This window comes from Rhodobacteraceae bacterium M385 (assembly GCA_025141835.1).
Classification (GTDB): domain Bacteria; phylum Pseudomonadota; class Alphaproteobacteria; order Rhodobacterales; family Rhodobacteraceae; genus Gymnodinialimonas.
This window is the reverse complement of record CP081102.1, coordinates 1211909-1224117: the sequence shown is the minus strand read 5'-3', so window position 1 is coordinate 1224117 and position 12209 is coordinate 1211909. Positions and strand designations below refer to the sequence as shown.

The window sequence follows — 12209 nt, the reverse complement described above, 5'->3', positions numbered from 1 at the left end:
CCTTAAGATTTTTGCACGCCAAGTGAGATGTTTGCGCCCTCTCCCGGCGCGAACAGGTGGAGTTTTTGACCCTGCGGCTTCAGACCCACGCGATCGCCGCGCTTGATCCGTCCGATAACCGTTTCGGCCAAAGTCACGGATACGAAGTTGGCGTTGCCGACCTGCGTATGCAGGTTCACTTCGTGGCCCATGAATTCGATATTGGTGACAGTGCCGGTCAACGCGTCCGCGGTGTCGGGGGCGATAACCTCCAGATGCTGCGGCCGGATGCCCAAACGCACCGACCCGTTGCCGCCGGTAATCCGGTCAAACAAGCCGTCGGACACAGTGATGGATTGCCCTTCCACTTGCAGCGTCACCTGCCCCGCATCCCGATGCATTTCCGCATCCACAAGGTTCATTTCCGGCATCCCGATGAAGCCCGCGACGAATTCATTGGCGGGACGCTCAAACAACGTCACCGGATCGGCGACCTGCATGATATGGCCGTCTTTCATCACACAGATGCGGTCGCCCATGGTCATCGCTTCGACTTGGTCATGGGTGACGTAAACAACCGTTGCGGGACGCCCTTCGTCACGCAGGCGTTTATGCAAATCCGTGATCCGCACCCGCATGGAGGCGCGCAACTTTGCATCAAGGTTCGACAGGGGCTCATCAAACAAGAACACCTCGGGGCTTTTGATTAAGGCCCGCCCTAGCGCCACCCTTTGCGCCTGCCCGCCCGACAACTGTTTGGGCAAACGATCCAGCAGCTCCCCGATCTCTAGAATAGAGGAGACTTCGTTGGTCGCCGCCTCGATCTCGGGCTTGGCCACCCGTTTCAGCTTCAAGCCAAAGCTCAGGTTCCGCGTGACTTTCATATGCGGATAGAGCGCGTAGTTTTGGAACACCATCGCGATGCCGCGCTTGCCCGGCACCAATTCGTTCACGACCTGATCCCCGATCGAGATTTCCCCGGCAGTGATCGTCTCTAGCCCGGCAATCATCCGCAAGGTTGTGGATTTGGCACAGCCCGACGGGCCGACCAGCACCATGAACTCTCCATCCTCGACCGTCAGGTCGATGCCGTGGACAGCCTTGAAGCCGTTGCCATAGGATTTTTCTACAGATTTTAGGCGCAGCTCAGCCATTAGCCTTTGACCCCTCCGGTTGAGATACCCTCGATGAAATATTTCTGGGCCATGAAGAACACGACAAGCGACGGCGTCAGGGCGAGCACTGTCATTGATAGGATTTCGTTCCATGAGAATGCTTCGGTGCTGTCGATCGCCAGCCGCAGGGCCAGGCTGATCGGGTAGTTCTCCACCGAAGAGATGTAGATCAGCGGGCCGAGGAAATCGTTCATCGTCCACATGAACTGGAACAGACAGACCGAGATCAGAGCGGGCTTCAACAGCGGCACGACAACGTAGATGAGGGTCTGGAAAGTATTGGCGCCATCGACACGGGCGGCCTCTTCCATTTCACGCGGTATCGCCCGCAGGAATTGCACCAGCATGAAGACAAAGAACGCCTCCACCGCGAACCATTGCGGCACAACAAGCGGCAGATAGCTATCAAGCCAGCCAAGTTCGCGGAACAGCAGATATTGTGGGATGCGGGTGACGACATCGGGAAGCAGCAACGTGCCGATCAGGATCGCAAAAACCACCTTCTTGCCCGGAAAATCGAACCGCGCGAAACCGTAAGCCACCAGTGTGGACGATATCGCCGTACCGATCACCTTGGGGATCACGATCATCATCGAATTCAGGAAAAACCGTCCAAACGTGTAGGGGGTCGAGGTTTGCCAGCCGTCGATATAGCCCTGAAACGTCGGCTCTTGCGGCCAGAACCACGGGGTCGAGAAGATTTCGGAGTTGGTCTTGAACGACGCGCCGATCATCCACAAAAGCGGGTAGACCATGATAAGGCCGACAACGGACAACAACGTGTATCTGACAAAGGCCGACACGCGGGCCCGGCGGCGCAGTTTCAGCTCTAGCTGCGACGGGGGGCGGTCATCTTTGAGCACGGCGGCTGCGGTACTAGAGAAATCAATCATCGCTCAATTCCTCTTATCGCCGGCATAGTAGACCCACTTCTTGGAAGACCAGAAGGCGACCAGCGTCAGCGTCATGATGATGGCAAACAAGATCCAGGCGATGGCCGAGGCATAGCCCATATCAAAGCTGCGGAAGGCTTCGTCGTAGATATAAAGCGGCAGCAGATAGGTAGAATTCAGCGGACCACCTTGGGTAATGATGAAGGGGCCGTTAAATTCTTGGAACGCCTGCACCGTCTGCATGATCAGGTTGAAAAAGATCACCGGAGTGATCAGCGGCAAGGTGATATAGCGGAAGATATGGCGCGGCTTGGCCCCATCAATGGACGCGGCCTCGTATAGGGATTTATCGACCGATTGCAGAGCCGCCAGAAAGATCACCATGGCCGAGCCGAACTGCCACACCCGCAACAGCGTGATCGTGAACAGTGCATTCTGAGGGTCGCCGAACCAATTGACTGCCTCAAACCCAAGGCCCGTCAGGATCATGTTCACCAACCCGTTGCCCGCGAAGATGTAGCGCCACAACACAGCAATCGCGATGGAGCCGCCTAGGATCGACGGCACGTAATACGCCGTGCGGAACAGATTGATCCCCTTGAGGCGGTAGTTGAGCACCGTCGCAATAAACAAGGCGAACGCGAGTTTAAGCGGGACGGTCGTAAACACATAGATCATGGTGACCCGAAGCGACCGATCGAAGGTCCGGTCACGGGTAAAAAGCCGCTCGTAATTGTCGGTGCCGACCCACTCGGGCGCGCTCAGCAGATCGTAGTCCGTGAAGCTAAGATACAGGGACGACACAAAGGGGAAAGCTGTGAACAACAGCAACCCGATGATGTAGGGGGCCACATACCAAAGGCCCAGATACTTGCTGTCGCCCCCCATCACGCGGCCCCCTTCAAGTTTTCGGGCAGCCAGTGATTTGTTGCTGCAAGCATCTGATTAAACATCTCTTTCGCCGTTTTGGTCGGCAGTAGCGCGACCAGTGGATCTTGGTGGAACAACGCAAACAGCGCCGCGCGGTCCCCGTTCAAGACTGCCGGCACAAGCGCCGACTGACGCTGCGCATGAGGGGCCACGATATCTTCGAGCGCAACGGGCAACTTGCCCGCCGGGACCGGCGCGATTCCAAGCCCCGAGAAGACAGCATTGCTTTCCACAATCGCCCCTGACGGCAAGCCGCCGACCTGACCCCGGTTGGGTAAATTCACATTGTCCATGAACACGCCACCGCCCTTGAGCGCGGTAATCTGCTCGATCAGGGATTCATTGGATGGCTTCACGTGCGGCGCTATCCGGCCCATTTTCAGGGCTTCCGCTTTCTCTAGCTTCGCAGCCCGATCGCGGATGCGATAGTCGATCGGCGTCAGGGCAAACCCCCATCGGGCCGGATCGGCAAGGTAATCGGCCACGGGAAGAAACTCAGCCAAATGGCGATCCCCCGCGGCGGCAGGAAGGCCAAAGCGGCGCAACAGATCGAAAGCCACAAGGTTGCGCGTGCCGAAGTACTTACGATGCTCCTTATCGGCGTCGGGCTCGGTCTGATGCCAGCCCTTCGCGCCTTGGGCCGCCACGAACGCGCTGTAAGCAGGCATCATATCGCGCCCCCGCAGGGTGATACGATCAGCAAAGGTAAAGTGGTTGATCCCAAGTACATTCACTTCAACATCACGGAAGGAATAGGTTTCGCCCCCTTCTGCATCATTGGCGATACTGGCGACCATCCGGCGGATTTTCGTAACCTCGTGGCATTCGCCCCATGCCTTGATCTGAGGGAACGCCGCATAGAGCGCCCCCGTCAGAGCGCTCATCGGGTTTGTCAGGTTGCACACATAAGCATCCGGGGCGACATCGCGAATTGCAGTGGCAATGTCTGCCAACATGGGGATCGCCCGGATGGCACGCACAATCCCGCCCGGCCCAACTGTATCACCAACAGCCTGAGGGATGCCGTAGCTTGCCGGAATGGACAGGTCGTGGCCCATATCTTCAAACCGGCCGGGCAGGATCGAGATCACGACCACATCGGCCCCCGTCAGCGCCGCCTCTATTGTGGGACACGGCAAATAGGTTGCCGCGCACCCGCGAGAGACCTCTGCATATCGCGCGCCAATGGCGGCGTTACGCTCGGCAGCGGGGAAGTCGGTGTCGTAAAGGCGCACCTCGGCTTGCAGGCGGGTGTCATATGCCAAACTGGCCATCAGTTCCGGCGCCCAGTTTAGAGAACCGCCCCCGATGAATGCGATACGCACGGAAATATGTGAGCTAGAATTCGCCATGATATCTATAGTACGCAAGGTTTTTACAAACCGAACCCTTCATCCTCCCATTGACAGAGCCTCTGTTTGGGCTCCGTCACATAAGAAGCTAATATGCTAGCGGAGCACATAACATAGTGCTATTGGAGAAAAAGATGGACAGAATTGAACATACACCATTCGACCATATTCCCGTCGGCTCCTTGTCGCTACGTCTGGAACGCCCTGCGATCAAAATGACCCATGATTCCAGTTGGCGGATCGACAAGGTGAACCCCTCTCACGATCTGATTATTTGTCTGTCGGGGGGCGGGTCTTACCAACTTGGAAACGCAGCTGAACCGATCCATCTTCGGCCCGGAGAGGCCATGTTGATCCCCGCTTACACAAGGTTTCAGGGGGCGTTTAGCGGCGGCATGGAACTGTTCACCGGGGTTGCACAACACTTTTCTCTAGAGCTGTTCGGGCGCGGTGATCTGATCTCGCAACTGCGGCTGAAACGCAAAATCGCCCTGCCCGATTGGGAGGTACTGGAACCGTTTCTACGCCACTATCGCAGCACGGCGCCCTTGGGCAGCACAACGATGGCGCAGCATCACAAGTTTATGGTCGTTCTGCTGGCCTTCATCGACGCCGCTTTTCTGGATTGGAACAGCGAAGATACGGACCCGCAGAGCCACGATCAGCTGTCTGTGCACATCATGAAGGTCGCTACACGCCTTTCCGCTGATCCCCTTGGCGAGGGGGTGGACGAAACCCTGGACGACGTCCCCTACAACCCGGAATATTTTCGCCGCGCCTTTAAGGATCGCATGGGGTTTACGCCGCAAAAGTTCCGAGAATTGAAGCGCATGGAGTTTGCCGCCAGCCGTCTTGGAATGGGGCTTTCCGTTAAGGCCGTCGCGGTGGAAATGGGCTTTGCCGATCCGTATTTCTTCAGCCGAAAGTTCAAAGTCTATATGGGGGCGAGCCCTTCTTCATTTCGGTGCAAAGACCCGTAGGTTCCGCGAGCCGCCACACAAAGGCTACATCACGGCCCCGATATTCCACGGAATGAACTCGTTATCGCCCAGGCCCAATGCCTCGCTTTTGGTCGGCTGCCCCGAGGCGGTGGCGACGATTAGGTCAAGGATCTCGGCCCCCTTATCGACCAAGGAGACACCGGCGCTGATAACGTCACCGCAGGTCAAATCCATATCCTCGGGCATGGCCGCGAAAAGCGGGTCGTTGGTGGCCAACTTTATTGTCGGCGCAGGCTTGGAGCCAAAGGCCGAGCCGCGCCCGGTAGTAAACACGACAACTTGCGCCCCGCCCGCGATCTGCCCCGTGACAGAAACCGGATCATACCCCGGCGTGTCCATGAAAATAAGCCCAGAGGCCGTTGGCACCGCGCCATAAGCCACCACTTCGTTCAAGGGCGTGGCCCCTGCTTTGGCCACCGCGCCCAAGGATTTCTCGAGGATCGTGGTCAGTCCGCCGGCCTTGTTGCCGGGGGATGGGTTGTTATCCATCGAGCCGCCGTTGATGCGGGTATATTCCTCCCACCAGCTCAGGCGCTTGGTCAGGGCCGCGCCGATGGACGCATTGGCGGCGCGTTGCAGAAGCAGTTGCTCCGCGCCGTAAATCTCGGGCGTTTCCGACAGGATAACCCGCCCGCCGTGGCCCGCAAGCAGATCACTGGCGACCCCAAGGGCAGGATTGGCGGTGATGCCGGAATAGCCATCCGAGCCGCCACATTGCAGCGCGACGGTAAGGGCCGACAGGGGCTGCGGGCTTCGGGTGATGGCGTTGACCTCAGGCAGCAGCGCTTCGACCCGCGCAATGATTTGCGCAATGGTTGCCCGCGTTCCGCCGGTCTCTTGAATGGTCAGCCCGTGGAAACGCTCTTGCCCGGTGGCGCCGAACATCTGCTTCATGCGGGCAATTTGCATCACCTCACACCCCAACCCCACAAACAGCGCGGCCCCGACGTTGGGATGCGTGGCATGGCCCCAAAGTACCCGTTGCAGGTTCTCCCACCCCGGCCCGCTCGAGGCCATGCCGCAACCGGTGCCATGGGCAAACGCCGCCACGCCGTCCACATTGGGGTAATGGTCCAGAATGCCCGAACGGGTGATCTGATCGGCCGCTTGCCGGATAACGGTGGCCGAGCAATTTACCGTTGCAATAAGCGCGATCATGTTGCGGGTGCCCACCCGCCCATCGGCTCGGGCAAAGCCTGCAAATGTCCGCGCCTCGACCTGAGGGATCGCGGCCCGCGCCTGCGGCAGAAGCGAGCCGATGTCAGTGGCATCGCCATGGTCCCCGAACGCGAGGTTGTGGCTATGGACATGGGCGCCCGCCGGGATTGGCTGCGTTGCGAAGCCAATGATCTGGCCGAACTTATGAACCGCCGCGCCCGAGGCAATGTCGTGACGGGCCACTTTATGCCCCATAGACACCGGGGCCGTAAGCGCCGCGCCATAGCCCAACGGCTGATCGCCCGCTTTCGCCCGGCGGGTGACGATGGCGACATCATCACGCTCATGCAGGATCATTGTGCCCTTTGCAGCCTTCGTCATGGGTTTGCCGCCGTGGCAAATGCCTGAACAGTCTTGGCAGCCCCTTGCTCAAGCAGCGCCTTATAGCTTTGCAGAACAGCCGCCTGAAAACGGCTGTCGCGGGCAAGCTCTGGGTCAAAAATCTCGTCGATCGCCAACAGGTTTGCTACCTTTCCTTCGGCGTCCTCCGCCCCATCGGATGCGGCGCGCAACCGGTCCGCCAAGGGATCGCGCACGTCAATCGGCGCGCCGTTTTCATCCACGCCCCCCACATACCGCATCCATGCCGCCACCGCGAGGCAAAGCCCCCCCGGCACGCGCCCGGCGGCAAGGTTGTAGCGGATCGTAGATAGCAGCCGTTGAGGCAGCTTCTGGCTTCCGTCCATGGCAATCTGCCACGTCCGGTGACGGATCGCCGGATCGCGGTAGCGGGCCAGAAGGGACTGGCAATAGGCTGCAAGGTCTTCGCCCTCGGGTTGCGGGACACTCGGCGTGATCTCATCGCGCCACATCGCGGTGCAGAGGTGGGCGAAATCAGGGTCAGCGACGGTGTCGGAGATGGTTTCAAACCCCGCAAGATAGCCAAGGTAGGCAAGGGTCGAATGGGTACCGTTCAAACAGCGTAGTTTCATCAGCTCATGGGCATCGACGCTGTCCACAAACTGCGCGCCTGCGGCCTCCCACACGGGGCGGCCATCGGCGAAATCATCCTCGATCACCCATTGGCGAAAGCTCTCATGCACAACGCAGGCGGGATCGTAGTAGCTCGCATCCTTGGCCAATTGCGCTACGTCTGCGTCGGTCGTGGCGGGGGTAATCCGATCAACCATTGTAGCGGGGAAAGGCACCTGAGCCTCGATCCAACGGGCCAGGTCGGCGTCGCGTGCGGCGGCGAAATCTAGGACGACGCGACGCGCCAGCGCCCCGTTGGAGGGCAGATTATCGCACGACAGAACCGTGAAGGGCTTGCCCCCCTGCCCCCGGCGACGCGCAAGGGCCGCAACAATGAGCCCAATGGCCGAACGCGGGCCGTCGGGATGCGCCAGATCGTGAGCGATATCAGGGTGATCCATCTGCAAACGCCCCGTCGCGGGCGCGTGGCAATAGCCCTTTTCCGTAATCGTCAGGGACACGATCTTTACCGCCAGGTCGGCCATCGCGGCGATCACCGCTTCCGGGTCTTCCGGGGCAACGAGGACATCAGTTACTGCGCCAATCACCCGGCATTTGTTGCGCGGTGTTCCCAAGGTGACCGAGGTATAGGCCCCGGCTTGAGGCTCCAACTGATCGCGCGCCGTGGCGCTGCGCAGGCTGACGGCAACGATGCCCCAATCCCCCCCTTCTGCCGCCATCGCGTCTTCGGAATAGATCGCGTTGAACGCCCGGAAAAACGCACCGGGGCCAAGGTGAACCTGCCCGATTGCGGGCGCAGGGGAGATGCGGGTCAGTCGGTTTTCTGTTGGCACGTCAACCTCTTACGTTCGGGGCATGGAGGGAAGGCTCATAGCCCGTAGGCGTCTTTCGCCAAGCGGTAGGTCAGATCATGGGCCACCTCAAAGGCCTCGCCCTCGCGCAAGCGTCCGGTGCCCACGAGGGTGGCAAGGTAGGCGCAATCGGTGCGCCGCGCCACGTCATGGCGGGCCGGGATGGAGCAGAACGCCCGGGTGTCATCGTTGAAGCCTGCGGTGTTGTAAAAGCCGCAGGTCTCGGTCGTGGCTTCGCGGAAGCGTTTGATCCCCTCGTAGCTATCAAAAAACCACCAAGGCGGGCCAAGACGCAGGGCCGGATAGGCCCCGGCCAGCGGCGCCAGTTCGCGGCCATAGCTTGTCTCGTCCAAGGTAAAGAGGATGATCCTCAGGTCAGGCTCCATCCCCACGGCGTCCAATAGCGGCTTTAGCGCTGCGACGTAGTCCGTGCGACCGGGGATATCATAGCCCTTGTCGCGCCCGTGTTGGGCAAAGACGGCGGCATTGTGGTTCCGACGAGAGCCGGGGTGGATTTGCAGGGTCAGACCGTCTTCCAAGCTCATCCGGGCCATTTCCGTCAGCATATGGCCGCGAAACGCATCGGCCTCGGCGGGAGAGCACGCACCGCGCAGAGCTATGGCAAACAGCGCCTCAACCTCGGCGCGCGGCAGATCCATCGTGGTAGCCGTCGGGTGCCCGTGATCCGAGGCGGTGGCCCCGAAACTTTTGAAATAGGCGCGACGGGCACGGTGGGCGTTCAGGTAGCCGTCCCATGTGGCGGTATCTTCGCCCGTCAATGTGCCAAGGGCCGCGACGTTTTGGGCGAACCCTTCAAACTCAGGGTCAACAACGGCGTCGGGGCGATAGGTGGTCACGATCCGCCCGGTCCAGCCACTGTCACGCACCGCCTTATGCCAGCGCAGGTCATCCAAGGCCCCTTCGGTTGTGGCTAGCACCTCGATATTGAAACGCTCAAACAGGGCGCGGGGGCGGAAGCTATCGTCGGCCAACTTGGCTTCGATATGGTCGTAATAGACATCGGCTGTCGCTGCACTCAGTGGCTCGGTCAGGCCAAAGACATGCTCAAACGAATGATCCAGCCACATGGCCGACGGCGTGCCCCGGAACAGGTGATAGTTCTGCGCCAGCTGGTTCCAGATCGCCCGTGGGTCCGCCTCGGTCGCGCCGCCATCCACACGTGGCACGCCTAGGTCGGTCAACGCGATTCCTTGGCTGGCCAACATGCGGAACACGTAGTGATCGGGCACAACGAACAATTCGGCGGGGTTGGGGAAGCGGTTGTTTTCCGCAAACCATTGCGGGTCACAATGGCCATGGGGGCTGATGATCGGCAGGTCTTTCACGCTGTCGTAAAGATCCCGCGCGAGCGCCCGTTGGCCCGGCTCCACAGGAAAGAGGCGGTCAGGGTGGGTCAATGACATGGGGCCGATGCTCCGAGGTGATGTAGAATGGCCATCTGATATGCTAGCGGATCAGTTGTGTCAAAGCGTATCTCGTTCTATGGTCGGAGCAGGTTAAGGAAAGTGGGAAACTGAATGTCCAAATCGAACTTGTCATCGCTGGTGCCACCGCCATCGCAAACGGCAACGGAACGCGCCTTTAAAGTCATTTATGACGCGGTGATCTCTCTGAAACTGCCCCCCGGCACCAAGATCACCGAGAACGATGTAGCCAAGCAATTGGACATGTCTCGCCAACCGGTGCGGGATGCTTTCTTTCGGCTGTCGAAACTGGGGTTCCTGTCGATCCGCCCGCAAACCGCCACGCTGGTCACACCAATATCCGAGCAGGCCGTGCTGGACGCCGTATTGGTGCGCACCGCCCTAGAGGTGGAGTGTCTGCGCCTTGCGATGGAGCGTCTGACCGCAGCCGATCTTGCCCGCCTGAACGCCAATCTGGACGACCAGAAAGAGGCCTTGGACCATCCCGACCCTGCCGTGTTCCACGCCTTGGATGAGGCCTTCCACGAAACCCTTTGCGAAATCGCCGGCCATGCCCACGTGTGGAAGCTTATTCAGGAACAAAAGGCCCACATGGATCGTATCCGCTTCCTGACCCTGTCGCAGGAACGTCGGCAACAGGTGCTGGATGAACACCGGGGCTTTGTGGCCGCCATAGAAAGCGGCGATGCCGCGGAAGCGACGGCGCATCTGCGGGCGCATTTGGCCAGCATACGCACAATTCTGGGCGATATTCGCGCCCGCTATCCCGATTATTTTGAGACGTCGAAGTAGAAGGAAGCGTCCAGAAGGCCCCTGCCCCCGACTCTTACCCGAAAAATAGCGCCCCCGCACGAAGCTACGGGGGCGCCGTGGGCACCTAGAAAAAGCCCAGTTTGTTGGGGTTGTAGCTGACCAGAAGGTTCTTGGTTTGCTGGTAGTGATCCAACATCATTTTGTGGTTCTCACGCCCGATACCCGATTGCTTGTAGCCCCCAAAGGCCGCGTGGGCGGGATATGCGTGGTAGTTGTTCACCCAAACCCGGCCCGCTTCAATCGCGCGCCCCATGCGGTAACAGGTGTTCATATCGCGTGACCAGACACCGGCCCCCAAGCCGTACATCGTGTCATTGGCAATCGCCAAGGCCTCTGCCTCATCCTTGAACGTGGTGACGGATACGACCGGGCCAAAGATCTCTTCCTGGAACACCCGCATCTTGTTGTGGCCCTTCAGGATTGTCGGTTGGATATAATTCCCCCCCGCCAATTCGCCGCTGAAGCTTGCCGCCTCTCCGCCCACCAGAACCTCGGCGCCTTCTTCGCGCCCGATGGTGAAGTAGGACAGGATCTTTTCCTGTTGCGCCTTGCTGGCTTGTGCCCCGACCATGGTTTCTGGATCGCGTGGATCGCCGTGCTTGATGGCTTTGACCCGTTCGATCACCCGCTCCATGAAGGCATCATAGATGTCTTCTTGGACCAGCGCTCGGGACGGGCAGGTGCAGACCTCACCTTGGTTGAAGGCAAACAGAACAAAGCCCTCAATGGCTTTGTCAAAAAAGGCGTCGTCTTTCGCCATGATGTCGGAAAAGAAGACGTTCGGGCTTTTGCCGCCCAACTCCAGCGTCACCGGAATCAGGTTTTCCGTGGCCGCCTTCATGATCGTACGACCCGTCGCGGTAGAACCGGTGAAGGCAATCTTGGCAATCCGCTTGGAGGTGGCCAGTGCCGCGCCAACCTCGGCCCCAAAGCCGTTGACGATGTTCAGCACACCGGCGGGCAGAAGATCGTTCACGATCTCGGCCAGAACCATGATCGCCGCGGGCGTCTGTTCAGCCGGTTTCAGGACGGTGCAATTGCCTGCTGCCAAGGCCGGCGCCAATTTCCACGCTGCCATCAGGATCGAGAAGTTCCACGGAATGATCTGGCCGACAACGCCAAGAGGCTCATGATAATGGTAAGCCACCGTGTCGGCGTCGATTTCGCTCATCGAGCCTTCTTGGCCGCGCAACACGCTTGAGAAGTAGCGAAAGTGGTCGGCAGCCAGCGGGATGTCTGCGGCCATCGTTTCGCGGATCGGCTTGCCGTTGTCCCATGTTTCGGCTTGGGCGAGCAGCTCCAGATTGGCCTCGATGGCGTCGGCGATCTTCAGCAACAGATTGGCGCGGTCCGTGGAAGACGTCGCCCCCCACGCCGTCTTCGCGCCGTGGGCCGCGTCCAGGGCCAGCTCTACATCCGCCGCGTCCGAACGCGCGATGTCGTTGATCTTTTCATTTGTGATCGGCGTCACGTTTTCAAAATACTGGCCGTTCACGGGGGCGACGAATTTGCCGCCGATGTAATTGTCGTACCGCGTCTTAAAGGGCGACGTGTAGGTGCCCGTCTCGGTATGCGCGAGATCTTTCATGATATATTCCTCCATTTGGCCCGAGTCCTCC

At 59.6% G+C, this 12209-nt stretch carries 10 protein-coding genes; 2 read left to right on the top strand and 8 right to left on the bottom strand.

What is annotated here, in order from left to right; genetic code table 11:
• Positions 1-2 precede the first annotated feature (2 nt).
• From ugpC to K3728_05965, 4 genes are read right to left on the bottom strand one after another with little or no spacing between them, the layout of a single operon-like run.
• On the bottom strand, positions 3-1133 hold the full coding sequence (gene ugpC / locus K3728_05980) for a sn-glycerol-3-phosphate ABC transporter ATP-binding protein UgpC (protein UWQ96776.1): 1131 nt from the start codon (positions 1131-1133) through the stop codon (positions 3-5).
• Positions 1133-2047, bottom strand: a complete 915-nt coding sequence (locus K3728_05975) for a carbohydrate ABC transporter permease (GenBank protein ID UWQ96775.1) — start codon at positions 2045-2047, stop codon at positions 1133-1135. The genes ugpC and K3728_05975 overlap by 1 nt, the downstream gene beginning before the upstream one ends.
• A 3-nt stretch (positions 2048-2050) precedes the next feature.
• Positions 2051-2935, bottom strand: a complete 885-nt coding sequence (locus K3728_05970; GenBank protein UWQ96774.1) for a sugar ABC transporter permease — start codon at positions 2933-2935, stop codon at positions 2051-2053.
• Positions 2935-4329, bottom strand: coding sequence for an alpha-galactosidase (locus K3728_05965; protein UWQ96773.1), 1395 nt, complete (start codon positions 4327-4329; stop codon positions 2935-2937). The genes K3728_05970 and K3728_05965 overlap by 1 nt, the downstream gene beginning before the upstream one ends.
• 134 nt (positions 4330-4463) lie before the next feature.
• Between K3728_05965 and K3728_05960 the strand changes: the two genes are divergently transcribed.
• A complete protein-coding gene (locus tag K3728_05960) occupies positions 4464-5309 on the top strand; it encodes a helix-turn-helix domain-containing protein (GenBank protein ID UWQ96772.1) in 846 nt (281 codons plus the stop codon).
• Positions 5310-5333: 24 nt separating this feature from the next.
• Here the strand turns inward: K3728_05960 and K3728_05955 are convergent, their stop codons facing one another.
• The 3 genes from K3728_05955 to uxaC form a co-directional block, all read right to left on the bottom strand.
• Positions 5334-6869 (bottom strand): altronate dehydratase family protein, encoded by a 1536-nt coding sequence (locus K3728_05955; protein ID UWQ96771.1) that lies wholly within the window; start codon positions 6867-6869, stop codon positions 5334-5336.
• Positions 6866-8269, bottom strand: coding sequence for a mannitol dehydrogenase family protein (locus K3728_05950; protein ID UWQ97465.1), 1404 nt, complete (start codon positions 8267-8269; stop codon positions 6866-6868). Before K3728_05950 ends, K3728_05955 begins: the two co-directional genes overlap by 4 nt.
• A gap of 80 nt (positions 8270-8349) precedes the next feature.
• Positions 8350-9756: a glucuronate isomerase gene (uxaC, locus tag K3728_05945; protein ID UWQ96770.1), complete on the bottom strand. Its 1407-nt coding sequence runs from the start codon at positions 9754-9756 to the stop codon at positions 8350-8352.
• Between the two features lie 114 nt (positions 9757-9870).
• Between uxaC and K3728_05940 the strand changes: the two genes are divergently transcribed.
• Positions 9871-10569, top strand: coding sequence for a GntR family transcriptional regulator (locus K3728_05940; GenBank protein UWQ96769.1), 699 nt, complete (start codon positions 9871-9873; stop codon positions 10567-10569).
• An 85-nt stretch (positions 10570-10654) separates the two neighbouring features.
• On the opposite strand, the gene K3728_05935 is transcribed toward K3728_05940, so the two are convergent.
• The gene (locus K3728_05935) at positions 10655-12178 is read right to left on the bottom strand and encodes an aldehyde dehydrogenase (protein ID UWQ96768.1); all 1524 of its coding nucleotides are present in this window, start codon (positions 12176-12178) and stop codon (positions 10655-10657) included.
• Between the last annotated feature and the right edge of the window lie 31 nt (positions 12179-12209).

What these genes read in the sequence shown, in the direction of transcription:
- uxaC (UWQ96770.1), bottom strand. Translation starts at nt 9,756, where the DNA reads ATGTCATTGACCCACCCTGACCGCCTCTTTCCTGTGGAGCCGGGCCAA.
- K3728_05960 (UWQ96772.1), top strand. Translation starts at nt 4,464, where the DNA reads ATGGACAGAATTGAACATACACCATTCGACCATATTCCCGTCGGCTCC.
- K3728_05970 (UWQ96774.1), bottom strand. Translation starts at nt 2,935, where the DNA reads ATGGGGGGCGACAGCAAGTATCTGGGCCTTTGGTATGTGGCCCCCTAC.
- K3728_05955 (UWQ96771.1), bottom strand. Translation starts at nt 6,869, where the DNA reads ATGACGAAGGCTGCAAAGGGCACAATGATCCTGCATGAGCGTGATGAT.
- K3728_05940 (UWQ96769.1), top strand. Translation starts at nt 9,871, where the DNA reads ATGTCCAAATCGAACTTGTCATCGCTGGTGCCACCGCCATCGCAAACG.
- K3728_05965 (UWQ96773.1), bottom strand. Translation starts at nt 4,329, where the DNA reads ATGGCGAATTCTAGCTCACATATTTCCGTGCGTATCGCATTCATCGGG.
- ugpC (UWQ96776.1), bottom strand. Translation starts at nt 1,133, where the DNA reads ATGGCTGAGCTGCGCCTAAAATCTGTAGAAAAATCCTATGGCAACGGC.
- K3728_05975 (UWQ96775.1), bottom strand. Translation starts at nt 2,047, where the DNA reads ATGATTGATTTCTCTAGTACCGCAGCCGCCGTGCTCAAAGATGACCGC.
- K3728_05935 (UWQ96768.1), bottom strand. Translation starts at nt 12,178, where the DNA reads ATGAAAGATCTCGCGCATACCGAGACGGGCACCTACACGTCGCCCTTT.